This is a genomic window from Klebsiella sp. M041 (genome assembly GCF_059759695.1).
The window spans coordinates 240,969-263,270 of the sequence record NZ_JCAXWU010000008.1 but is presented as its reverse complement, the minus strand read 5'-3'; the positions used below and the strand labels follow the sequence as shown (position 1 = coordinate 263,270).

At 60.9% G+C, this 22,302-nt stretch carries 19 protein-coding genes; 5 read left to right on the top strand and 14 right to left on the bottom strand.

Going from position 1 to position 22,302, the window contains the following annotated elements; genetic code table 11:
- Positions 1 to 18: 18 nt before the first annotated feature.
- The 3 genes from codA to codB are packed head-to-tail and all read right to left on the bottom strand — an operon-like array spanning position 19 to position 3,748.
- Entirely contained in the window at positions 19 to 1,257 is a 1,239-nt protein-coding gene (gene codA / locus AC6CWS_RS13135) for a cytosine deaminase (RefSeq protein ID WP_023288804.1), read from the bottom strand.
- On the bottom strand, positions 1,254 to 2,489 hold the full coding sequence (locus tag AC6CWS_RS13130) for a PucR family transcriptional regulator (RefSeq protein WP_023288805.1): 1,236 nt from the start codon (positions 2,487 to 2,489) through the stop codon (positions 1,254 to 1,256). The genes codA and AC6CWS_RS13130 overlap by 4 nt, the downstream gene beginning before the upstream one ends.
- Positions 2,486 to 3,748, bottom strand: a complete 1,263-nt coding sequence (codB, locus tag AC6CWS_RS13125) for a cytosine permease (protein WP_032455098.1) — start codon at positions 3,746 to 3,748, stop codon at positions 2,486 to 2,488. Before codB ends, AC6CWS_RS13130 begins: the two co-directional genes overlap by 4 nt.
- A gap of 452 nt (positions 3,749 to 4,200) precedes the next feature.
- Here codB and AC6CWS_RS13120 point away from each other — a divergent pair, with 452 nt between their 5' ends.
- From AC6CWS_RS13120 to AC6CWS_RS13110, 3 genes are read left to right on the top strand one after another with little or no spacing between them, the layout of a single operon-like run.
- Positions 4,201 to 4,809 carry a methylthioribulose 1-phosphate dehydratase gene (locus AC6CWS_RS13120; protein ID WP_008805607.1) on the top strand — a complete coding sequence of 203 codons (609 nt, stop codon included), beginning with the start codon at positions 4,201 to 4,203 and terminating at the stop codon, positions 4,807 to 4,809.
- A gap of 12 nt (positions 4,810 to 4,821) precedes the next feature.
- Positions 4,822 to 6,318: an FGGY-family carbohydrate kinase gene (locus AC6CWS_RS13115; RefSeq protein ID WP_048297029.1), complete on the top strand. Its 1,497-nt coding sequence runs from the start codon at positions 4,822 to 4,824 to the stop codon at positions 6,316 to 6,318.
- Positions 6,315 to 7,343: a 2-hydroxyacid dehydrogenase gene (locus AC6CWS_RS13110; protein ID WP_023288808.1), complete on the top strand. Its 1,029-nt coding sequence runs from the start codon at positions 6,315 to 6,317 to the stop codon at positions 7,341 to 7,343. The genes AC6CWS_RS13115 and AC6CWS_RS13110 overlap by 4 nt, the downstream gene beginning before the upstream one ends.
- Before the next feature lie 41 nt (positions 7,344 to 7,384).
- Here AC6CWS_RS13110 and AC6CWS_RS13105 read toward each other — a convergent pair whose 3' ends face one another.
- The 5 genes from AC6CWS_RS13105 to AC6CWS_RS13085 are packed head-to-tail and all read right to left on the bottom strand — an operon-like array spanning position 7,385 to position 12,852.
- A complete protein-coding gene (locus AC6CWS_RS13105; protein ID WP_065882555.1) occupies positions 7,385 to 8,326 on the bottom strand; it encodes a carbohydrate kinase family protein in 942 nt (313 codons plus the stop codon).
- Positions 8,327 to 8,337: 11 nt separating this feature from the next.
- A complete protein-coding gene (locus AC6CWS_RS13100) occupies positions 8,338 to 9,342 on the bottom strand; it encodes an ABC transporter permease (RefSeq protein WP_065882554.1) in 1,005 nt (334 codons plus the stop codon).
- Complete coding sequence (locus tag AC6CWS_RS13095; protein WP_049015308.1) at positions 9,339 to 10,328, bottom strand: ABC transporter permease; 990 nt, start codon at positions 10,326 to 10,328, stop codon at positions 9,339 to 9,341. The genes AC6CWS_RS13100 and AC6CWS_RS13095 overlap by 4 nt, the downstream gene beginning before the upstream one ends.
- Positions 10,325 to 11,827 (bottom strand): sugar ABC transporter ATP-binding protein, encoded by a 1,503-nt coding sequence (locus AC6CWS_RS13090; protein WP_074442611.1) that lies wholly within the window; start codon positions 11,825 to 11,827, stop codon positions 10,325 to 10,327. Before AC6CWS_RS13090 ends, AC6CWS_RS13095 begins: the two co-directional genes overlap by 4 nt.
- Before the next feature lie 44 nt (positions 11,828 to 11,871).
- Positions 11,872 to 12,852, bottom strand: a complete 981-nt coding sequence (locus tag AC6CWS_RS13085; RefSeq protein ID WP_023288813.1) for a sugar ABC transporter substrate-binding protein — start codon at positions 12,850 to 12,852, stop codon at positions 11,872 to 11,874.
- A 408-nt stretch (positions 12,853 to 13,260) separates the two neighbouring features.
- Between AC6CWS_RS13085 and AC6CWS_RS13080 the strand changes: the two genes are divergently transcribed.
- Positions 13,261 to 15,570, top strand: a complete 2,310-nt coding sequence (locus AC6CWS_RS13080; protein WP_101994700.1) for a molybdopterin-dependent oxidoreductase — start codon at positions 13,261 to 13,263, stop codon at positions 15,568 to 15,570.
- 107 nt (positions 15,571 to 15,677) lie between these two features.
- Here the strand turns inward: AC6CWS_RS13080 and AC6CWS_RS13075 are convergent, their stop codons facing one another.
- Together AC6CWS_RS13075 and mtnC are read right to left on the bottom strand one after the other, a co-directional pair.
- Entirely contained in the window at positions 15,678 to 16,220 is a 543-nt protein-coding gene (locus AC6CWS_RS13075; RefSeq protein ID WP_065882551.1) for a 1,2-dihydroxy-3-keto-5-methylthiopentene dioxygenase, read from the bottom strand.
- Entirely contained in the window at positions 16,217 to 16,906 is a 690-nt protein-coding gene (gene mtnC, locus AC6CWS_RS13070) for an acireductone synthase (RefSeq protein WP_065882550.1), read from the bottom strand. Before mtnC ends, AC6CWS_RS13075 begins: the two co-directional genes overlap by 4 nt.
- A 141-nt stretch (positions 16,907 to 17,047) precedes the next feature.
- Here mtnC and AC6CWS_RS13065 point away from each other — a divergent pair, with 141 nt between their 5' ends.
- Positions 17,048 to 18,193: a pyridoxal phosphate-dependent aminotransferase gene (locus tag AC6CWS_RS13065; RefSeq protein ID WP_074442610.1), complete on the top strand. Its 1,146-nt coding sequence runs from the start codon at positions 17,048 to 17,050 to the stop codon at positions 18,191 to 18,193.
- Here the strand turns inward: AC6CWS_RS13065 and AC6CWS_RS13060 are convergent, their stop codons facing one another.
- The 4 genes from AC6CWS_RS13060 to dsbG form a co-directional block, all read right to left on the bottom strand.
- Positions 18,194 to 18,820 carry an IbrB-like domain-containing protein gene (locus AC6CWS_RS13060; RefSeq protein ID WP_065882548.1) on the bottom strand — a complete coding sequence of 209 codons (627 nt, stop codon included), beginning with the start codon at positions 18,818 to 18,820 and terminating at the stop codon, positions 18,194 to 18,196.
- The gene (locus AC6CWS_RS13055; RefSeq protein ID WP_065882547.1) at positions 18,805 to 20,028 is read right to left on the bottom strand and encodes a phosphoadenosine phosphosulfate reductase; all 1,224 of its coding nucleotides are present in this window, start codon (positions 20,026 to 20,028) and stop codon (positions 18,805 to 18,807) included. Before AC6CWS_RS13055 ends, AC6CWS_RS13060 begins: the two co-directional genes overlap by 16 nt.
- A gap of 113 nt (positions 20,029 to 20,141) precedes the next feature.
- Positions 20,142 to 21,074 (bottom strand): DNA-binding transcriptional repressor CitR, encoded by a 933-nt coding sequence (citR, locus tag AC6CWS_RS13050; RefSeq protein ID WP_065882546.1) that lies wholly within the window; start codon positions 21,072 to 21,074, stop codon positions 20,142 to 20,144.
- 180 nt (positions 21,075 to 21,254) lie between these two features.
- Positions 21,255 to 22,004 (bottom strand): thiol:disulfide interchange protein DsbG, encoded by a 750-nt coding sequence (dsbG, locus tag AC6CWS_RS13045; RefSeq protein WP_065882545.1) that lies wholly within the window; start codon positions 22,002 to 22,004, stop codon positions 21,255 to 21,257.
- Positions 22,005 to 22,302: the final 298 nt, after the last annotated feature.

The window sequence follows — 22,302 nt, the reverse complement described above, 5'->3', positions numbered from 1 at the left end:
CGCGCAGCGCCTTGCGCCTTATGCCGGGTAGCGGATGTGCTCCACCTCACGCTGCAAAATCACCTTACCGTGGCGAATGGAGGTTAGCACCCGCGCCTGGCGGCGGACGGCCTCGTAGTCGTTTTCCGCATCGAGGATCAGCAGGTTAGCCGGGCGGCCTTCGGCGAGGCCGTAGTTATCGCCCAGACAGAGCGCCCGGGCGCTGTTGTCGGTGACGAAGTCGAGGCAGCGCTGCAGATCGTCATAGCCGAGCATATGGCAGATGTGCAGTCCGGCATCCAGAATGCGCAGGATATTGCCGTTCCCCAGCGGATACCACGGATCCTGAATCGAGTCCTGAGCAAAGCAGACGTTGATGCCGGCGCGATCCAGCTCCGCCACCCGGGTGACGCCGCGCCGTTTCGGCCAGCTGTCAAACCGGCCCTGCAGATGAATGCTTTCGGTCGGGCAGGAGATAAAGTTGATCCCCGAGGCTTTCAGCAGGCGAAACAGCTTCGAACAGTAGGCGTTGTCATAAGAGCCCATTGCGCAGGTGTGACTGGCGGTGACCTGCGCCCCCATACCGCGCACCCGGGCCTCTTCCGCCAGCACTTCGAGGAAACGCGACTGCGGATCGTCGATTTCATCGCAGTGGACATCCACCAGCCGGCCATAGCGCTGGGCGAGGTCCATCAAAAACATCACCGAACTGACCCCTTTGTCGCGGGTGTTTTCATAGTGCGGAATACCGCCCACCACGTCGGCGCCCATCTCGATGGCGCGCGTCATCAGCCCCCGACCGTCGGGGTAGGATTCAATCCCCTCCTGCGGAAAGGCGACAATCTGCAGATCGATGAGATCGGCGGCCTCTTTTTTCACCGCCAGCAGCGCCTGCAGGGCCGACAGCGACGGGTCGGTGACATCCACATGGGTCCGGACGTGCTGGACGCCGAAATCGCGCAGCATGCCGATGGTTTTTAGCGCCCGCTGGCGGGTGTCCTCCGGGGTGATGCTCGCTTTGCGCTGGCTCCAGCGGGTGATGCCTTCAAACAGGGTACCGCTGCGGTTCCACTCCGGCTCGCCCGCGGTGAGGGTGGCGTCAAGATGAATATGCGGCTCGACGAAGGGGGGGATCGCCAGCCGGCCCTGGGCGTCGATATCGCCGGCGACGGCGGTCTGCATCGCGGTTTGGGCGGTCATGCGCTGAATCAGGCCGTCCTGCAGCTCAAGGGTAAACAGCGCCTCCTGGCGGCGCAGGCGGGCGTTAACAATTTTCATGGTTGGTCCTGTAAATGGTTTTGCGATAAACGCCAGATCACCAGCGCGACCGAGGCGTTGAGATGAAACTGAGGGTGGCTGACCGGGTAGCCGGTCAGTTTTTCAATACGCTGGATGCGCTGATGCAGGGTGTTGCGATGGAGACCCAGCCGGTCGGCGGCCCGCACCACGTTCCCGTTCTCCTGCTGCAGCGTCTCGAGGGTCTCCAGCAGCAGCCACGGCGCTTTACGGCCCGGCTCGATCAGGCAGCCCAGGGTGTCGTGCATAAAATCGTTGAGTAGCGCCGGGTCGCTGACCGCGGACAGCAGTTTGATAAACCCCAGCTGCTGATAGTCGCTGATCCGCTGGGTCGGCCGCAGGGTATCGCAAAGATCCAGCGCCTGTCGCGCCTGCGACAGCGCCCGCGGGTAGCCCTGCAGCTGTCTGACCGGCGCGGAAAGGCCGCAGAGCAGCGACAAACTCTCTTCTCCCTCCGCCAGCGTCTGCAGCCACTGCTGCAGCCACTTTTTCTGCTGAAAGCCTTCCCCCTCCTCATCCGGCAGCAGGAAAAGGAACATGTTGCTGCGCTCCAGCAGCGGGAAGGGGTTGCCCTGCTGGTTGAGCTGCAGCTGCAGCTGCTGGCGCACGCTGCGGTGGGCCTGCTGCAGCCAGGCTTCGGCCTGTTCGGGCGGAAACTGGCGAAACAGGCGGGACAGTCCCTCCAGGCGCAGCGCCGCCAGCCGCAGCGGGCGGGTAAAATCGAGCTGCTGGTGGAGGGCGCGCTGGTGGAGCATCTGCAGGTCCGGATAGTCGCCGGTGACCAGCTGCATCAGGATGTCGCGCTGCGACTGCAGGGCGCTTTCGCTGCGGACCAGCGCGGTGCCGACCCGCTCGGTGACAATCACCATCTTCAGCAGGTAGGGCTGCTCGATCAGCGGAATGCCCAGCTCGTCGGCAAGGGCGATCAGCGTGGCGGGAATGGCGTGGATATAGGCCTCGCCGGTGAGGATCACCATCCCGGCGATGCCGCGCTGTTTGCCCTCCATCAGCAGCTGGATCAGGTTGGCTTCATCCCGGGGATGGTTGATGCCGGTGATAAAGACCAGCTCGCCGCCCATGATCCACTCGGCGATGTGCTCATTTTCCGCCACGTAGTACCAGCGTACCGCCCGCTGCAGCCCTTGCTTTCCCGCCCGCAGACGCAGGGCGGAGAGTCCCTCAAGGGCCAGCAGTTCACTGACCGTCAGGCTCATGGCTCCTGCTCCGCGACGGCGGCAGGCTGACGCTTGCTTAGCAGGGTCAGGGCGATATAGACCAGCGCGGAGACGGTGATCCCCACCAGCGGCGCGATCCACGGCGACAGATAAGCCACCACCGCGCCGGCGGCGTAGGCGCCGAGTCCCAGCCAGTTAAAACGCGGCAGGCGGGCGTTCTGCAGCAGGGGATAGCGCCCGCCGCGGGCGAACCAGTAGTCGGCGAGGATCACCCCGCCGATGGGCGGGATAATGCTGCCCAGCAGCACGAGGAACGGGATCAGCATTTCGTACATACCGCCAATGGCCAGCACAATGCCCACCCCGGCGGCGGCGAGGGTCAGCGTGCGGCGACGTTCGCTGCGCAGCAGATGGCAGGCGGCGGCGGAGACGTTATAGATGGTGGGGCCCTGGATGGTCAGCAGATTGAGACACAGCATGATCACCGCGGCCACCGACAGCCCCTGCAGGATCAGCACTTCGACGATATCGGCCTGTTGATAGACGATAGCGCACCAGGCGCCGGCGACGATCATCAGCCCGTTGCCGACGAGGAAGCTGCCCATGCTGGCGAGAATGGCGGTACGGCTGGAGTTGGCCAGCCGGGTCCAGTTTGTCGCCTGGGTGGCGCCGCTGGCGAAGGTGCCAAAGACCATGGTGATGGCCGCCGACCAGGTCATGGCGTCGCCAGGCGCAATGCGGGTCATCGCCTGCCAGCCGCCGGCGTGGCGCAGCGCCAGATACATGGAGACCACCAGCAGCACGAACATCAGCGGCACCGACAGGCGCGACAGCGCGTCCAGCCCCTTGTAGCCCACCAGCGCGGTGACGCAGAACAGAATGCCAAACAGCACCATCAGCGGCAGGGTCAGCGCCTCGGGCAGGGCGAGGATCTTCACCAGCGAGATAGCGACCGTGGCCGTCCCCCACGCGTACCAGCCCAGCTCGGCAAAGCCAAGGATAAAATCGGCCAGCTTGCTGCCGATCTCGCCGAAGCAGAAGCGGCCCATCAGCACCGTATTCAGGCCGCTGCGCGCGGCGATCCAGCCCAGCGACGCGGCATACAGGGCCAGCAAGGCGTTGCCGATGACGGCTATCCACAGCAGATTGACGATGGAAAAGGAGACGCCGAGTTTACCGCCGGCGAACATCGTGCCGGTGAAAAAGGTAAAGCTGAATAACACCATGGCGATGGAAAATACGCCTTTGCGTCCGGCGGCGGGCGCTTCGACAAGGGGAAAATCATTGCTGTTTGACATCCTGGAACCTCTGGCTGGTTAGATGGGCGGTGATAGCCGGAAGTAGCAAGAGATGTGCCAGGAAAAACCGGGCACGGGGAATAGCGCGCGGTGTGCAATATGCACAGTTATTGCAGAATGAAGGGGGAGTAATGCCATTTTAGTGTGCATCCTGCCATGTTTTGCACCAGTCGGGGGCAGAGGAGAGCGGCGACGGCATTCCCGGCGCAGGCGGAGAATTTCAGCCAGCAGAATCCGCCAGCGTTTTGGCGCCAGACAGGAGGGAATCGTAGCGGACTCACCGCGGTTGGTTAAATTGCTGTGAATAAAGGTTATTTAATATGCATTTATGATATAACCATTTGGCTTGTGTGTGTTTCCTGAAATATTGTTCCCTCCGGTTAGCGGTGTTAGTATCGGGTAAATAGCCATTTAGACGGCTAAATAAACCATCGCTAACCTAAGGAACTGCTATGTGGCAAGAAAGACTCGCGCAACTGGTCACCACCTGTCATTGGATCGGCGCGAAAGGCTGGGCGCCGGCGACCGGCGGCAATATGTCGGTACGTCAGGATGACACCTGGTGCTGGCTAAGCGAGTCGGGCCGCGACAAAGGCAGCCTGACGACCGAGGATTTCCTGCAGGTGGAGATCGCCACCAACCAGGCCCCTTCCGGACGGAAACCGTCGGCCGAGACCGGCCTGCACACGCTGGTCTATCGCCTGTTCCCGGAGGCCAACGTGGTGCTGCATGTGCATACCGTCAACGCCACCGTGCTGTCGCGCATCGAAAAAAGCGACACGCTGGCGCTGCAGGGGTATGAAATGCAGAAAACCCTCAGCGGGCAGCACAGCCATCTCGACACCGTTCCGGTCGCCATCTTCGATAACGATCAGGATATTGACGCCCTGGCGGCGCGGATTGCCGATTATGCGCAAACCCGCCCGCTGCGCTACGGCTTTCTGCTGCGCGGACATGGTCTGACCTGCTGGGGGAAAGATATTCAGGAGGCCCGCCGACAACTGGAAGGGCTGGAGTTCCTGTTCGAGTGCGAGCTGATGCGCCGCCGCTACGAGCCCTGAGCCGGAGCAGGTATGGATTTTTATCTTGGTATCGATATCGGCACCTCCCGGGTGAAAGCGGTGCTGTTTGATCAGCATTTCACCGCGCGCGCCAGCGCCGCGGAAAACACCTCCCCCCGCCTGTCGGCCAATGGCTACGCGGAACAGGATATGACCCAGCTGTGGCATTCGGTGCTGGCTATTCTGCGCCAGATTGCCCGCCACCCGGCGCTGCAGGCGGGGCGGCTGCGGGCCATCGGCCTCGCCGGGCAAGGGGAGGGAGTCTGGCTCAGCGATGAGCAGGGCGAACCGGTGGGTCCGGGGATCCTGTGGAGCGATACCCGCAGCCACGCGCTGATGAGCGACCTGCTGCGCCGGCCCGGCTTTGACCGCCGCTATTTCGCCGATACCGGCACCCACCTGCAGCCCTGCAATACCAGCCTGCAGCTGTACTGGCTGAAACAGTATCAGCCGGAGCGGCTGGCGGCCGCGCGCTATCTGTTTTTCGCCAAGGACTGGATCCGCTTTCGCCTGACCGGCGTGGCGGCGCTGGAGCTGACGGACGCCAGCAGCTCGTTACTCAATCAGCAGAGCGGCAGCTGGTCCTCGGTGGTGATGAACGAGATGGGGCTGGACGAACTGCTGCCGCTGTTTCCCCCGCTGCTGGCTCCGGATGCTCCGGCCGGCACGCTGAGCGACGCGGTGGCGGCGCTGACCGGGCTGCCCGCCGCGACGCCGGTGGCCGCCGGGGCGCTGGATGTCTGCAGCGCCGCGCTGGGCTGCGGCGCGGTCAACGAAGGGGACATCTACACGATCCTCGGCACCACCTGCTGCACCGGGATCGTCTGCCGCGGCCCGCAGACGGTGAACGAGGCGACGCGCTTCGTCACCCATACCGAAGCCGGGCAGGTGATCTCGCTGTTTCCGATGCAGGCCGGTACGCCAAACATTGACTGGCTGCAGCAGCATATTTCGCTGGACGCCGATCTGGGTCGGCTGGAGCAGGCGATCGCGGACGTGGAGCCGGGCAGCGGCGGCGTCTTCTGGCAGCCGTACCTCAATGGCGAACGCGCGCCGTTTTACAGTCCCGACGCGCGGGCCGGCTTTATCGGCATTAGCCCGCACACCACCCGCGCCGAACTGCAGCGCGCGGTGTTTGAAGGTCTGGCCTTCGCCATTGTCGATGCGCTGCAGGGTTATCCGCAGGGCGGCGAGCTGTATCTGACCGGCGGCGGCGCCGCCTCGGCCACCTGGCTGCAGATTATCGCCGACTGTACCGGGCGCACGGTGGTCTCCAGCGCCTTTAACGAACTGAGCGCGCGCGGGGCGGCGATTCTGGCGGCCCGCAGCGTCGCTGCGCTGGCCGAGACGCCTCCGCTGGCGCAGACCCGCTATCAGCCGCGCCCTCAGGCGCATGCCCGCTATGCGGCGCTGTATCCCGTTTATCGCCTGCTGCGCGAGCAGATGCTGCCGGTATGGCAGGCCAGGCAGGCCGCTCTTCAACGTCTTTCTCAGGAAGTACAACCATGAAAATCGTTTTTACCGCCGAGCATGCTGGCGACCTTAGCGCTTTCCACCAGCTGGGCGAACTGCTGGTGGAGGGATGGGCGCTGGGCAAACCGAAACTCAGCGCCGGCCAGCTGATTGAGCTGGCCCACGACGCCGAGGTGCTGGTGACCAGCTATGATGAAGTGACGGACGCGGTGATGGCCGCCTGTCCGCGCCTGCAGGTGATCGCCTGTACCCGCGCCAATCCGGTGAATATTGATACCCAGGCCGCGCAGGCGCGCGGCATCCGGGTGCTCTACACCCCGGGACGCAATGCCGATGCCGCCGCGGAGCTGACGCTTGGCCTGATGCTCAGCCTGGCGCGCCACATTCCGCAATCCCATGCGGCGCTGAAGCGGGGGGAGTTCACGCAGGCTGATAATGCCGCCGCCGCCACTCAGCAGGGCCTGCGGCGCGATGTGGTCTGGGACGTGAGCCCGGAAAGCCCCTATGAAGTGTTTAAGGGCAGTGAACTGCGCAATAAAACGTTGGGGCTGGTGGGCTATGGCAACATTGGCCGCCGGGTGGCGCGTATCGCCCGGGCGTTCGGCATGGCGGTGCGGGTGGTGGATCCGTTCGTCGCCGCAGAGGATATCAATGAGCCAGGGCTACAGAAAACGACCCTCGAGGCGCTGTTCCGCGACGCGGATATCGTCAGCCTGCATCTGAGCAGCGGACCGCACAGCGACGGGCTGGTGAATGCGGCGCTGTTAAACAGCATGAAGCCCGGCGCGCTGCTGATCAATACCTCCCGCGCGGCGGTGGTCGACGAAGCGGCGCTGATTGATGCCCTGCGTCACGGCCCGCTGGGCGGCGCGGCGCTGGACGTGTATCACCGCGAACCGCTGTGGCGCGATCACCCATTTGTCACCGAGTTTGATAACGTGATTATTACGCCGCATATCGCCGGGGCTACCCGGGAGAGTATCGCCAAACACACGGCGATGATTGCCGCCGATCTTCAGCGCTATGTCGCCGGGGAGCCGCTGCTGTACCAGTGGCGTTAAGCCGCTTGCGCCGCCGCGCCTGCGGCGGCGCGGGTCCAGCGTCAGGGGCGATGGGCCGCCATAAAAGCCCGGGTCTGTTCCCAGTCCACCACCCCGGCATCCGATCCCATCCCGGTCGCCACCAGCGCGGCCACCGCCGAGGCGACGTCGCACGCTGCTTTCACGCTGAGTCCGCGCGCCAGCGCGGCTATAAACCCGCCGCAGTAGCTGTCGCCGCAGCCGGTGGTATCCACCGCCTCGACCGGCCACGGCGCAATATGCTCCAGCGCGCCATCGCGGCCGATAAGCCAGGAGCCGTTCTCGCCGTCTTTCAGAATGCAGGTGCCCACGCCCAGCGCAAAGAAAAAGCGGGCGATGGCCTCCGGCTGCGTCTCCCCGGAGAGAAAGGCGGCTTCCTCCAGGGAAGGCATGAAATAATCCACCGACGGCAGCAGGGGCCGCAGCAGTTCCAGAGTGTGTTCATTCGGGGCGATAAGATCAAAGCTGGTGGTGACCCCGCGCGCTTTGGCCGCCTGCAACAGCCGCGCGCTCTGTCCCTGGTCCATTGCCGCCAGCAGTCCGGTCCCGCCGTGATGCAGGAAGCGACAGTCAAGGACGGCGTCAAATTCCGCCTCACTGACGAACAGGGCGTCAGACGCGCCCCGGCAGTGCAGGGCCGGACGTTCGCCGTTGGGGCGAATCGGCAGGATCGTCGCCGAGGTCTCCTTCAGCGCGGTGCGCTGGATAAGCGAGCAGTCGATGCCCAGCCGGGCATAGCTGGCGAGGATAAAGTCGGCTTTTTCATCTTCGCCCAGGCAGGCCACCGCTGCGGTGCGGATCCCGAGCTTCGCGGCGTTAATATTGGCCCCCGCGGCGGTGCCGGCGGGGTTGAGGCTAATTTGCTCAATAAAGGCGACGCCGCCGCGCGGCGGGATCGCCACCACCGGGCGCCCGGCGATATCCAGAATAGTCAGGCCGACAAACACGGCGTCAAAGGTTGCCATCGTTCTCCCGTTTAGCGATGCTTTTGGCGCAGGCGCGCCTGCCAGAAGGATAGGGCGAGGGCCACCACCAGAATCACGCCGACCAGCGCGTCTTTCACCAGATAATTGAGCCCCATCAGGTTCAGACCATTATCAATAATGGCGAGGAACAACACGCCGCCCAGCGTGCCGGCGATGCTGACCCGGCCCAGACGGTTAAAGGCGGTGCCGATAAACACCGCCGCAATGGCGTCCATCAGATAAGACTGCCCGGCCAGCGGGGTAAATTGCCGCAGGTTGGCGGAGAGGATCACCCCGCCGACGGCGCAGAGGGCCGAGGCGGCCACCAGCACGCCGAGCATGGTCAGGCGATCGCGGATCCCGGCGATGCGCGCCGCTTCGCTGTTCTGACCGATGGCGCGGATATATTTGCCCCACAGGGTACGCTCAGTGACCAGCCAGGCCGCCAGCCACAGCGCCAGCACGATCGCGACCGGCGTGGGGATGCCGCCAAGGTTACCCACCGCCAGGTCGTGATACTCGGGGGCCATCCGCCGATAGGCTATCGCGCCGCCGCCATCGGTATAGATGCGTTCCGCGCTGCTGGCGATAAACCAGGTGCCGAGGGTGGCGAGGAAGGGGCGGATCCGGCAGATGAGGATCAGAAAAGCATTGAGCAGGCCAATCAGCACCCCGCCGAGCAGGGCGCAGCCCACCGCCGCCTGCCACGGCAGATGCCAGGTTTTCAGGGCGACGAGGGCGAAGGCGGCGCCAAAATCGAGCGCGACGCCTACCGACAGGTCAATCGCGCCCGCGCTGACGATCAGGGTCATCGCCATCGCCACAATCAGCAGGATCGCGCTGCCCTGCAGCAGGTTGGCCCAGTTATCCACGGTTAAAAATACCGGATTCGCCCAGCCGAACAGGGCAATGGCCAGCAGGGTGATGACGCCGAATCCGGCCCGCGACAGCCAGGCCAGCGGGCTGCTGACCGTCTGTTCCGCAGGCGCTGGGGTTTTCAGGGTGATTTGGCTCATGCCTCGCCTCCTTTGTGTCTGACCGCCGATGCCGCCAGCACCACCAGGATCAGGCCGCCTTTAATGGCGCCCATCCAGAAGATATTGACCCCCAGCAGGCCGAGCCCGTTAGAGAGGGCGTTAACCAGAATCGCCCCCAGCAGCGCGCCCCAGATGGTGACCACCCGACGACGCGAGAAGGCGGCGCCGATAAAGGTCGCCAGCACGGTTTCCAGCAGCAGCGGCGTGGCCGTTCCGCTGGAGCTGCCGGAGCCCTGGCTGAGCAGCGGCAGAATAGCCAGCCCGGCGGCGATGCCCGCTAACAGCCAGACCAGCAGGGTTAAGCGGCGCACGTTCAGGCCGCTCATCTGCGCCATATCGCGATTGCCGCCCACCGCCTGCACATGCTGGCCGAAGCGGGAGTGATGGAGCAGGAACTGGAACAGGATAAACACCCCCAGCAGATAGACCAGCGGCCAGGGCAGGCCCAGCACGCTGTTATCGCGAAAGGCGACCATCAGCGGATCGCTGACCGCGATGCGCCGCTGGCCGGTCAACAGGTCCGTCAGGCCGGTAAACGCCACCGAGGTCGAGAGGGTGGCCAGCAGCGGCGGCAGGCCGGCCGCCAGCACCAGGAAGCCGTTGATCGCCCCGCAGAGCAGGCAAACCGCCGCCAGCAGCGCCAGCAGCAGGAGATACGGCGTGTGCCATTCGGCCAGCCCAAGGCTGAGCAGCGCGACGCCGAGCACCGCGGTCGCCGGCAGGGAGAGGTCGATGCCGCCGGAGACCACGTCATCTCCGCCAACGGCGATGACGCAGACCAGGCCGAAACAGAGGATCGCCAGCGGAACGCTCTGGACCAGCATCAGGCTGATATTTTGCCAGCTGAGGAAGTAGGGAGACTGCACGCTCAGCCACACCAGCAGCGCCAGAAACAGGATCAGGGGGAATTTTTCAATAAGCGTCGCCAGGCCCGGACGGCTGCGACGCTGGATAGCGGTACTCATGGTGAAGGCTCCTGTCCGCCGTTGATCGCCACCAGCAGGGCGTCGAGGGTCAGCCCGCGGGTGGGCAGATTGGCCGCCAGCGCGCCGCGCCAGAGGACGAGGATCCGGTCGCATAGTCCGAGTAATTCGGTGGCGTCGCTGGAGGAGACCAGCACCGCCCGTCCTTGATCGGCCAGCTGGCGCGTACGTTGATAAATATCGCGGCGGGCGCCGATATCAACCCCAAGGGTGGGTTCATCGAGAATAAACAGCCGGGCATCGGTACCGAGCCAGCGGGCGAGGATCGCTTTTTGCTGGTTGCCGCCGCTCATGTAGCGTACCGGCAGGGCCGGGCGTCCCGGGCGGATAGCCAGCTGCGCTATCCAGTCGCGCGCTTTCTGCTCGGCAAGCCCCCGCCGCTCCCAGCCAAAGGTGGCGGTCTCGGGCAGCGAGGCGAGATTAATGTTGTCAGCGGTGGTGAAAGGCAGGATCAGCCCCTGATGACGGCGGTCACGCGGGACCAGCGCCATTCCGGCGCGGATCGCCTGCTTTGGCGTACGGATACGTCGCGGCTGACCGTCGAGATGGATCCTACCGCGCTCCGCCGGGCGTAAGCCGTAGAGTAAGTCAACCAGCACATCGCGCCCGGCGCCGAGCAGGCCGGCGACGCCGACGATCTCCCCCGGGTGAATATCAAAAGAGAGGTCCTGCAGCTGCCGTCCGTCGCTCAGCTGGCGCACCGAGAGTAATGGAGCCGCCCCGTTGTCTGCCGCCGGGCGCTGGCGCGGGGTATACAGCTGGTCGATTTCCCGGCCGACCATCATGGCGATCAGCGCCTCGGTATTCTGCAGCAGGTCGCGGTCCGGGTAGCCGACCACTTCCCCGTTGCGCAGCACGGTGCCGCGGTCGCAGAGCGTGGCTATCTCATTGAGGTAGTGGGAAATATACAGAATGGCAATGCCCTGGTCGCGCAGGCGCAGAATGGCGGAGGAGACCAGACTGGCCTCCTGGGCCTCGAGAGGGGCGGTGGGCTCGTCGAACACCACCAGCCGCGCCGCGCCGTCGATCAGCGCGCGGGCGATTTGCACCAGCTTGCGCTCGGCCAGGCTCAGATCCCGCACCAGGCGTTCGGGATCGATCGCCAGCTGCCAGTTTTGCTGGAAAAATTGCGCCGTGGCGGCCCTCATTCGTCGGCGATCCAGCGCCCCCCAGCGGGTGCGATACTCCTGACCCAGAAACACCGATTCCGCGACGGTAAAGTGCGGGATCAGGTTGAGCTCCTGGTGGATCACGCGGATGCCGGCGGCTTCGATGGCTGCCGGGTTGCCGAGGGGCAGCGGGCGGCCGTCGAGGGTCGCGCTACCGCTGTCGGCCTGATAGACGCCGGCGAGGATTTTGATCAGCGTCGATTTACCGGCGCCGTTCTCGCCAATCAGGCCATGAATTTCCCCCGGATTGAGGCGCAGGGTAACCGCATTAAGCGCCGTTACGCTGGCAAAACGTTTGCCGATCTGGTCCATGACCAGACCCGCGGCGGGGCGCTCCCCGCCAGGGTGTTGATTTATCACTGCAGTTCGCCGTATCCCAACTGTTTATACACCGCTTTCGCTTCCTGCGGACCTTTCACCGGTATGACCGGGATAAAGGTTTGCACCGGCAGTTTCTGACCGGCAAAGTAGCGGGCCACGTTATCGGCGGAGGTCTGGCCGATCAGATGCGGCTGCTGCGCGACGTTAGCCACGAAGGGGCTGCCGGGCTCCGCCATGATCTCCAGTGTCTCCGGGCCGGCGTCGATGGCCGTCACTTTCACGTCCTTATCACGACCGGTCTCTTCCAGCGCCTGGACGATGCCGATGGCCGGTTGATCCCAGCAGGCGACATGGATGGCATCCAGTTTGCCTTTCGGATACTGGCTGAGTAATTCGAGGGTTTTCTTCCGCGCGTCTTCCGGCGAGTTGGCGAACTGTTCCGCGAGCTCAGGCTGGATAATATGAATATCCGGATAATCCTTAAGGACATATTTCCACTGATCGTAACGAATTCCGCAAATACGCAGCGCGCTGGAGAACGCGTTAAATACAGCCACATTACCTTTGCCGCCTAATTCGTCCGCCATGTAGCGACCGATGGTGGAGCCCAGAGTGTAGTTATCGGAGGTGGAATTGTTGACCGAATATTGTGAAACATGATCCACGGTGAATACCGGGATGCCGGCATCACGTAATGCTTTAAATTTGGGTTCGACGGCGCTGTCGCCGAGAATACTAATTACCGCGTCCACCTTGCGTGACAGTAAAATATCGTGATTATTGGCATGAACCTGATTATCCCGGCCGCCATCGACGCCAATGACTTTGCCCCCCAGCTTCTCCACTTCCTCTGTCGCGCCTTTAAAAGCCTCGCGATCCCAGAAATGCTGGGTGCCTACGACGGCAACGCCAATGGTTTTTCCCTGTAAGGAGAGGGCGTCAGCGGCGGTGACGCTCAGCGAAGCAAGGGAAAGCAGTCCCAGCGCGGCAGGCAATAATTTTCTCTTCTGCGACATTGTTATTATGATCCTGTGATGAAGGTGGTTGCGGACCGGTAGCATGACAAGAAGCACCTCGCCACCTCAAATACAAAATAAGTCTAAGTTATGCCGGCAATGTTATATCGCGGAAACGTCAGAGAAAAAGTTTATTTTGTCATGAAGAACCTGAAAATATTTCATGATGCCGGGTAGGCCTTTTTATTTTGTGGTTTTATTTTTGGTTTGTTCTGTGTTTATTTAGCGGATAAAGACAATTTTCTTAATATTATGAGTGCATGGGAAATACGGCCTCTACTGCGAAAAAGAGAAGATTGCGCGGGCTAACGCTTTTTTTAGCAGAGCAATATCTGGCCGGGTAAGCAATATTACCGCATTTCCCCGCTTTATTTTAACGAACCTTAGGCTGAGAAGAACGCGGGCGCTATGAAGAAACAGCATAATTATACGGTGATGCACTGGGGAACCTGGCAGGTGGAGAGCCGCGAGGGCGAGATCGTGGCGGTTAAGACGGTGCCCTGGGATAAAAACCCCTCACGCATCGGTCAATCGCTCCCCGACGCGGTGACCAGCCAAACGCGCATTCGCCGCCCGGCGGTGCGCGCCGGCTATCTGCAGCATGGGCCGGCGTCACGAGAAGGGCGAGGCAAGGAGCCCTTTGTCGAAGTCAGCTGGGAGGTGGCCCTGGACCTGGTGGCTCGCGAGCTGCGCTCGGTCAAGGCGCGCTGCGGCAATGAGGCGATTTACGGCGGCTCCTACGGCTGGGCCAGCGCCGGGCGCTTTCACCATGCGCAGAGCCAGCTGCACCGTTTTCTTAAGGGCTTTGGCGGGTATACCGCCAGCACCAATACCTATAGCAGCGCCGCGGGCGAGCGCATTCTGCCGCATATTCTTGGGCCGCTGAGCCCGCTGCACCGTCAGCATACCCATTTTTCCGAGCTGGCGCGGGAGTGTCAGCTGTTTGTCGCGATTGGCGGTCTGCCGCTGCGCAATGCCCAGGTCAACGGCGGCGGCGCCAATGACCATATGCTGCCGTACTGGCTGGATAAGATGCAGGCCAACGGCACGCGGTTTATTAATATCAGTCCGGTGCGCAATGACCTCAGCGCCGTGGCCGACGCCGAATGGCTGGCCATTCGGCCGGGCACCGATACCGCACTGCTGCTGGCGCTGAGCTATGTGCTGATCGTTGAGTCCCTCTACGACCAGGCGTTTGTCGCCAGCCATACCGTCGGGTTTGCCCCCTATCGCGCCTATCTGTTGGGCGAGCATGACGGCGTGGCGAAAACCCCGGCGTGGGCGGCGGCGATAACCGGCCTGGACGCGCAGCGCATCGCTGACCTGGCGCGCGAGATGGCCCGCCACCGGACGATGGTGAATATCTCCTGGTCTATCCAGCGCGCCCGTCAGGGGGAGCAGGCCTACTGGGCGACGGTGGCCCTGACCGCGCTGCTGGGACAGATCGGCACGCCCGGCGGCGGCCTCGGGTTTGGCTATGCCTGTACCAACCTGGCGGGCGCGGTGCGAAAAGCGTTTTCCGGCCCGCGCCTGCCCGCCGGGGAGAATGCGGTGGACAGCGTCATCCCGGTGGCGCGGCTGTCCGATATGCTGCTGCACCCGGGAGAAGCCTATGAGTTCGACGGTCAGCAGCTGCATTATCCCGACATCCGTCTGGTCTACTGGGCGGGAGGCAATGCGTTTCATCATCACCAGGATATTAACCGACTGTGCGAGGCCTGGCGCCGTCCGGAGACGGTGGTGGTGCATGAGCAGTACTGGACCGCGCAGGCCAAATTCTCCGACATCGTTCTGCCGGCTACCACCTCGCTGGAGCGAGAGGATATCGGCAGCGGCGGTCACGACGGGTTTATGATTGCCATGAGCGCGCAGATCCCGCCGGTGGGCGAGGCGCGTGATGATTACGCTATTTTCCTCGATCTTGCCGGGCGGTTGGGCTTCGGAGAACAGTTCAGCGAGGGGCGGGACGCCGGGCAGTGGCTGCGCCATCTCTATGAGGAGTCAAGACCGCGGGCGCAGGAGGAGGGCATTGCGCTGCCCTCGTTCGAAGTCTTCTGGCAGCAAGGGGTGCTGGAGTACAGCGCGCCGGCGCGGCCGCAGGTCTTTCTCGCCGATTTTCGCGCCGATCCGCAGCGCTATCCGCTTTCCACGCCCTCCGGCAAGATTGAACTCTTTTCCGCTACCGTCGCCGGGTTTGGCTATCGCGAATGCCCCGGCCATCCCTGGTGGGATGAGGAAGAGGCCGCCCGGCAGCGACAGGAGGCGGCGCGCTGGCCGCTTCATCTGCTCTCCAGTCAGCCGCGCGCCCGTCTGCACAGTCAGTACGACCACGGCAGCGTTAGCCGGGCGACGAAAATTCAGGGACGCGAGCCGTTGTGGATGCATCCGCAGGATGCGCAGGCAAGAGACATCCGCGAAGGCAGCGTGGTGAAAGTGTATAACGACCGTGGGGCGATTCTGGCGGGCGTGCACCTGAGCGAGCAGATTTTGCCGGGGGTGGTACAGATGTCCACCGGCGCCTGGTATGACCCTCTGGATCCGAATGAAAAAGGATCCCTCGATAAGCACGGTAATCCCAACGTGTTAACCGAGGATCGCGGCAGTTCGCGCCTGGGACAGGGCTGTAGCGCCCAGAGCTGTTGGGTGGAGATCGCCCCGTGGCGAGAGGAACTGCCGCCGATCACCGCCTTTGACCCGCCGAAGTTTATTGCGGTTTAGGTGTCAGGGATCGCCGGCGGCGGGTCGGCTATCCCGGAGAAGGCGCGGTATGCGCCGCCTCCGGGAAAGCGCGCGTCAGGCGGTTTAAGACTGATGACAGGGCGACGTTACGCCAGCCGTGGGTAGGCGCTGGCGATATCGTCGCCGGTAAACTGGGCGATCCAGCCTTCCGGGTTATCAAAAATGCGAATGGCGGTGAAGTTCGGTTCTGAACCCATATCAAACCAGTGCGGAGTGTGGGCGGGAACCGAAATCAGATCGTTCTTTTCGCACAGCACCTGGAACACCTCGTCGCCAATGTGCAGGCAGAACAGGCCGGCGCCCTCGACAAAAAACCGGACCTCGTCTTCGCCATGAGTGTGTTCGTTCAGGAATTTTTCCCGCAGCGCCTCTTTCTGCGGGTTATCGGCGCGCAGGCTGATGACGTCCCAGCTCTGATAGCCCTTTTCGGCGACCAGTTTGTCAATCGCATGCTGATAGGCGGCAATCACTGTTTCAGAGCTGGGGGCCGCGCCGAGATCGCGGTCAGCCTGCCAGCGCTCAAAACGGACGCCTTTGGCGTTTAGCTGCTCCTGAATCGCTTTGGCGTCGGTGCTGTGCCAGACCGGCGTTTGCGGATCTTTCACGGAAAAAAGGGTTAATGCGCTCATGCTGGGATCTGCTCCGGATGAATGTCGTCAAAACGCTGAACCTGAGGGTGGTGGCTTGCCGGGTCGCGGTCGCCGCGTACCAGCTGGACAGTGCGCAACCCCGCGGCTTCGGCGGCGTCGAGTTCCTGATGGATATCCGACAGGAACAGGATGGCCCCGGGGGCGTGGCCCAGGTGTTCAGCAATATTGCGGTAGGACTGCGCTTCGCGTTTGGCGCCTACCAGGGTATCGAAATAGCCCGTAAACAGATGAGTAATATCACCTTCATCGCTGTAGCCAAATAACAATTTCTGCGCTGCCACGGAGCCAGAAGAATATACATACAGATCAATGCCCTGTGCTTTCCATTTCTCCAGCGCCGGCAGCACGTCCGGGTAGAGATGGCCGGTAAAGTCGCCGTTGAGGTAGCCATCGCGCCAGATGATCCCCTGCAGCGCCTTCAGCGCAGTGGATTTCCGATCTTCGTCCATAAAAGCGAAGAGGGTAGCAATCAGGTCGGCGGTGCTGGCGGCGGGGGCGTCTGTCTCGCGGCGCAAGTTGTCGAGGATCGTTCTCACCGGTTCAGCGTGCTGTTGAGCGGTCACAAAGCCGGCCAGTCGTTCGCGGGCGTAGGGGAACAGCACGTTATGCACGAAGCGGATATCGCTGGTGGTGCCTTCTATGTCGGTCACGATGGCGCGGATCATGGTTTCTCCAGAGTGGGCGTAGCGTGGAATAACATTAGCATTTAGACGTCTAAGCGTCTTGATTGCCAAATATTAACATCGTGTTATAGTGGCTTCAACAACAGCATTACAATCGGTACAAAAAGAATGAGTAATAACCCATTGATTCCAGAGAGTAAACTCCCGTCACTTGGCACCACCATTTTTACCCAGATGAGCGCTCTCGCCCAGCAGCATCAGGCCATAAACCTGTCGCAGGGCTTTCCCGATTTCGACGGCCCGCGCTATCTTCAGGAGCGTCTGGCGTACCACGTGGCGCAGGGGGCGAATCAGTATGCCCCGATGACCGGCGTGCCGGCGCTGCGCGAGGCGATCGCTGACAAGACGGCGGAGCGGTATGGATATCGACCCGACGTCAACAGCGATATCACGGTCACCGCCGGGGCGACAGAGGCCCTGTTCGCGGCGATTACCGCTCTGGTGCGTCGCGGCGACGAGGTGGTCTGTTTCGATCCCAGCTACGACAGCTATGCCCCCGCGGTGGCGCTGGCCGGCGGCGAATTACGCCGTATTGCCCTTCAGCCGCCGCATTTTCGCGTCGACTGGCAGCAGTTTGCCGCGACGCTGAGCGACAAAACCCGGCTGGTGATCCTCAATACCCCGCACAACCCCTCGGCCACGGTCTGGCAACGCGAGGATTTTGCCGCCCTGTGGCAGGCGATTGCCGAACGCGAGATCTATGTTCTCAGCGACGAGGTCTATGAGCATATCAACTTTGCCGAAGACGGCCACGCCAGCGTGCTGGCGCATCCGCTATTGCGCGAGCGGGCGGTGGCGGTCTCTTCGTTTGGCAAAACGTTTCATATGACCGGCTGGAAGGTTGGCTACTGCGTGGCCCCGGCGGCCATCAGCGCGGAGCTGCGCAAGGTGCACCAGTATCTGACCTTCTCGGTAAATACCCCGGCGCAGCTGGCGATCGCCGACATGCTGCGCGAGGAGTCGGATCACTACCAAGAACTACCGGCCTTTTATCGTGAACGCCGCGATCTGTTTATTGAGGCGCTGCGCCCCAGCCGGCTGGAGCTCCTGCCCTGTGAGGGGACCTATTTCCTGCTGGCGGACTACAGCGCCATCTCCGACCTTGACGACGTCAGCTTCTGCCGCTGGCTGACGACCGAGGTTGGGGTGGCGGCGATCCCGCTCTCCGTCTTCTGCGCCGACCCGTTCCCGCACAAGCTGATCCGCTTGTGCTTCGCTAAACAACCGGAGACCCTGCTGGCCGCGGCGGCGCGTTTGTGCGAGCTGTAGTTACTTTATGGTCCACGCCTGAGAGAACTGGCGGTCGGCGAACATCTCTGCCAGGCCGCTAATTTGCTTCAGGCGCAGCACCTCATCGGCATCCATTCCCAGCTCTTTGCCGATCTTCTGCGGCGTCCAGCCGAGCCGGGTTAGCTCGCGGACAATATCTGACATGGCGTGGATTTGGTGGCGTCCGCGCGCCCGGTTGTGGCGTATTGTCGCTGCCATCAGCCCGTCGCGTGAGGCCTCTTCATTCGTCAGACAGGTGACCGGTAGATAGCCTTTCAGCTGTTTTTTCAGCGACGCTTTGCTGCAGGCCAGCTCATGGCGGTGAAAACCGTCGACAATCGCGTACCCCTGCGGTCCCTGCCTGATGACCACCACCGGCTGGGTAAAGCCATCGGCCTCCAGCGAGGTCTGCAGCAGGCGCTTCTCCGGCGGCGCCACGTTATTCGGGTTATAGTCGTTGGGGATAACCTGCTCCTGTTTGACCCACAGCACACAGTCAACGGGCTGCGAGCGGAAGGGGCTGTGTTGGTGGAGCACCTGGCGAAACGCGTTGATAGCCTCGATACGCGCTTCGTCATCCAGCGTTTGCAGGAAATTGTCCAGCGCCTGCGTTAGTTGTTGTTGCATAATATCCCCCATTGTTGGCGATGTTTTTCCATACGTTTTCGGTAGCGCTGATAGTGGCTGCTTTTGGTTGGGCTGAAGGAGAGCTGGCGGCACCAGTAGTCATTGTTGAGTAGCACTTTGCAGATCCGTCGCCAGGAGGGGATATCTTTGGTGCCAACGTCCGCGGGCTGAGTATCGGGGATCTCTTCCATGCCTTTTTTCTGGTACCAGCGCAGGTAGACGGCGATCTTATTGCGGTAATGCTCGGCGGTGGTTTCCGGCATGCTGTCGAGCAGAAACAGCGCATAGCTTTTCCATGTCAAATGGTCCGGTTTGTCGATTTTTCGGTGACCGTAGAATTGATTATCATGCCCGGCATAGACGCCGCCGCTGTGCGCGCCGCTCACCCGCTGGCACATCGCGGCCCAGCGCTCCGGCTCCAGCACATGGTACAGCCATAGCCCCTGGCGCTGCTCCGGACCGAAGGGTTCGCAGATGCGCATATAGCGCAGCGGCACACCGGCCTGATACATCAGATCGTACAGCGGGTTATAGGGCTGGCCGCTTTTAGCAAACCAGGTCCAGATATCGGCGGTTTTCCAGTCATAGAGCGGGTAGATGTACCAGGCGTGGCCGCCCGGCGCCGAGGTGGTCCACGGTTTATCGTCGGCGAAGCGCTGTTTTCGCTGAGAAGAGATGGTCATAAAGCGATTCAGCGACTCATCTGCCCGAATACCCACCAGCACGGCGGCGGGACGGCGCTGTGAAAACCACTCGGCAAAGTGGCTGACGAAGGCTTCAAAGCTCATCCCCGGCTGATAAAACGAAAAATAGCCCGGGTGGGTAATGGCCCAGGAGGGGGGCTGGCGGACCCAGGCGGTGCCGGGCTGCCAGCATTGCCATTGCGGCTTATACTGCGTCAGGGCATTTTGGGTAGTGAGCGGCAGGGCGACCCAGTAAAAGGTATCGATAACATCCTGATAGAGGGCGCGCAGTTTTTCACAGTGAGCGATGGTGCAGGAGAACTGCGCTTCCCAGTCAATAAACAGTACGCTGATTTTCTTACCCTGTAACCGCGCTGCCTGCGCGGTTAAATGGAGCATAACGGTAGAGTCTTTTCCGCCAGAGAAAGAGACGCAAATGCGTGAAAAATTATCCAGAACCCAATCGATCCGCTGCTCCGTCGCCTGCAGCACCGATTCCGGTAAGGGATATTTGATAAACGACATGACCATTAATCCTTTAATACTAGAGATTCCCGTTCGCTCAGTATAAACGATGATGCGTGGGAAATTAATGGTCGACTTTCCCTTCCCTTGGGGAGGGGCAATAAGTCGGATCGTTATTTGCTGTTATTGAGTAGGGGGCGTGATATCTCTCTGTCATTCATTAAAATGGTGATTAATTCAGATAAAAAATGATTTTGTGTAGATGATTGGTGGTAGTTAATATATATCGTAATGTCTGGGAAAAGTTCATTTATATCGAGGACGTGAAGTTGCATGGCTGGCGAAATAAAATCATATAAATAGGACGGCAAGAAGCCAATCAGATCGGTTTTATTGATCATGTTAAGAATGGTCATAAAAGAGTCGCTGCGAAAGGCAATATTACGCGGATTTAGCCAGGGCGTGCTGCTTTGCTGAACGCGCTGAATAACGGGATCGTTGGTAATATAGTGGGTGAAAAACTCCTGCGCCAGCGCGTCAACTGACGTGAGCGCCTCGCGCCGCGGATGGTTCGTCCGACACACCGCGAGGGTCTGCACCGTCTGATAGGGCTGACAGATCGTGGCGCGGTTGGTTATCGGCATTCGGGTGAACACCAGGTCAGCCTGGCGATATGCCAGCAGCTCCTCAGCCGATTCGGTGGTGGTCAGGTTATGGTGCTCAATTTGCAAGTTGGCCTGATGACAAAGCTGGTTAATCATAAAGTGGCTGTTTACTGAACAGAACAGCGGGGGGCCATATATTACAATACGTTTACGCAGATCGGAGCGGTTATTGAGATTGATCGTTTTTTCCAGCTGCTCCAGATTTTGCTGCAGGTGGTAATGAAGATTCACGCAGGCGGTGGTGGGCGTCATTCCCTTCCCGACGCGCACAAATAGCGGATCGTCTAACTGCTGTCGCAGACGCTGCAATGACTGACTTACCGCTGATGGGGTGATAAATAACATTGCCGCCGCTTTGCTGATGCTTAAGTGCTGATAGATACATTCAAAAATTACCAATAAATTTAGATCGAACTTTTTCAGATCGTAAAGATTTGCCATTAATACAGTCCTGTTAATTGCCAGTGTAAGTTAAAATATTTCTAACGATAATATCTTGAGTCTTAGTATTTGTGGTGTGAATTTAATTGTGGGCAAATAAAGTTAAGTTTTGCTTAATATATCTTACTATCGGTAGTGGCACCAGAGATCGGTTTCGCCAGGCGCCACACCGGGACGGAATTACTCTTTTTCACCCATCATAATAGACAGCTTCTCTTTATCCGGCAGGCCGACCACCTGCTGCAGCATATTATCCTTATTCATATAATAAATAGCTGGCGTGACGTTGGCCCCCAGATCGTCCATCAGCTGCTGGTTGACGTTGAGCATTTTCATCTTCTCCGGCGGGATAGCCTTCGGTATCGTCAGGGCCATTTTGCCGTTCGATTGTTCGTAATCGTGCCAGGTTTTCGCCGGATCTTTACTGGCGAGGATCGCCGCGGCGGTGGCCGGGCTCTCCGGCTTGATCACGCCCACCAGCAGGGTGCGGATCTGCACTTTACCGGCCTCCACCCAGGGACGGGACTGCTGCCAGAACTGTTTGCAGTAAGGGCAGAAGGGATCGGCAAAGACATACAGCACGATGGGGGCGTCTTTGTTACCATCCTGCAGCCAGTGGGCGCTGGCCATCTTCTTCCACATCTCCTGTCCCGCCGGCGTGTAGAGCGCTTTTTGAAATAACTGCTCGCTGAGGTTGTTGCCGTTTTCGTCGTACATATAACCGGAAATGGCATGTTTGCCGTCAGGCGTGAGGTAGATGGCGACGCCCATATCCTGGTATTTCCCCAGCCAGCCCTTCATTCCCCCCGGCGCGTCAAAGGGTTTGATGATGGTAATGCCCTGTTTTTCAATTGCTTTTACCGGGGCGGGCAGTTCTTCCGCATAGCTACAAAAAGGCAAAAGGCTGAGCAACAGCAGACGTTTTAACATGAGTATTCCTTGTAAAATCAGCAGGAAAGGAAGAAACATTGCCAAACCTATTACAGTTATAGGCAGGATCAGCAGAACGACGGATTGCCCTTTCCTGGCGTGGGTGATGTAATCCTGGATGCTGTTACATTAAGGTAATGTAGAGCGCAACACATAGCCAGTCTGACTGGCGCTGAACCTACCTTCGGGTATTTCAGGTAACGGGGCCGCCTGAAAGGGTGGCCTTTTTACTTTTGTCGCGGCAAATGATGCGAAAAACAGCGAACTGCGCTGAACGCGTCGACAGGTTCACATAGTT

Bases quoted from the DNA above. Each gene is read 5' to 3' on its own strand.
- codA (WP_023288804.1), bottom strand. From the start codon at position 1,257: ATGAAAATTGTTAACGCCCGCCTGCGCCGCCAGGAGGCGCTGTTTACC.
- AC6CWS_RS13130 (WP_023288805.1), bottom strand. From the start codon at position 2,489: ATGAGCCTGACGGTCAGTGAACTGCTGGCCCTTGAGGGACTCTCCGCC.
- codB (WP_032455098.1), bottom strand. From the start codon at position 3,748: ATGTCAAACAGCAATGATTTTCCCCTTGTCGAAGCGCCCGCCGCCGGA.
- AC6CWS_RS13120 (WP_008805607.1), top strand. From the start codon at position 4,201: ATGTGGCAAGAAAGACTCGCGCAACTGGTCACCACCTGTCATTGGATC.
- AC6CWS_RS13115 (WP_048297029.1), top strand. From the start codon at position 4,822: ATGGATTTTTATCTTGGTATCGATATCGGCACCTCCCGGGTGAAAGCG.
- AC6CWS_RS13110 (WP_023288808.1), top strand. From the start codon at position 6,315: ATGAAAATCGTTTTTACCGCCGAGCATGCTGGCGACCTTAGCGCTTTC.
- AC6CWS_RS13105 (WP_065882555.1), bottom strand. From the start codon at position 8,326: ATGGCAACCTTTGACGCCGTGTTTGTCGGCCTGACTATTCTGGATATC.
- AC6CWS_RS13100 (WP_065882554.1), bottom strand. From the start codon at position 9,342: ATGAGCCAAATCACCCTGAAAACCCCAGCGCCTGCGGAACAGACGGTC.
- AC6CWS_RS13095 (WP_049015308.1), bottom strand. From the start codon at position 10,328: ATGAGTACCGCTATCCAGCGTCGCAGCCGTCCGGGCCTGGCGACGCTT.
- AC6CWS_RS13090 (WP_074442611.1), bottom strand. From the start codon at position 11,827: ATGGACCAGATCGGCAAACGTTTTGCCAGCGTAACGGCGCTTAATGCG.
- AC6CWS_RS13085 (WP_023288813.1), bottom strand. From the start codon at position 12,852: ATGTCGCAGAAGAGAAAATTATTGCCTGCCGCGCTGGGACTGCTTTCC.
- AC6CWS_RS13080 (WP_101994700.1), top strand. From the start codon at position 13,261: ATGAAGAAACAGCATAATTATACGGTGATGCACTGGGGAACCTGGCAG.
- AC6CWS_RS13075 (WP_065882551.1), bottom strand. From the start codon at position 16,220: ATGAGCGCATTAACCCTTTTTTCCGTGAAAGATCCGCAAACGCCGGTC.
- mtnC (WP_065882550.1), bottom strand. From the start codon at position 16,906: ATGATCCGCGCCATCGTGACCGACATAGAAGGCACCACCAGCGATATC.
- AC6CWS_RS13060 (WP_065882548.1), bottom strand. From the start codon at position 18,820: ATGCAACAACAACTAACGCAGGCGCTGGACAATTTCCTGCAAACGCTG.
- AC6CWS_RS13055 (WP_065882547.1), bottom strand. From the start codon at position 20,028: ATGTCGTTTATCAAATATCCCTTACCGGAATCGGTGCTGCAGGCGACG.
- citR (WP_065882546.1), bottom strand. From the start codon at position 21,074: ATGGCAAATCTTTACGATCTGAAAAAGTTCGATCTAAATTTATTGGTA.
- dsbG (WP_065882545.1), bottom strand. From the start codon at position 22,004: ATGTTAAAACGTCTGCTGTTGCTCAGCCTTTTGCCTTTTTGTAGCTAT.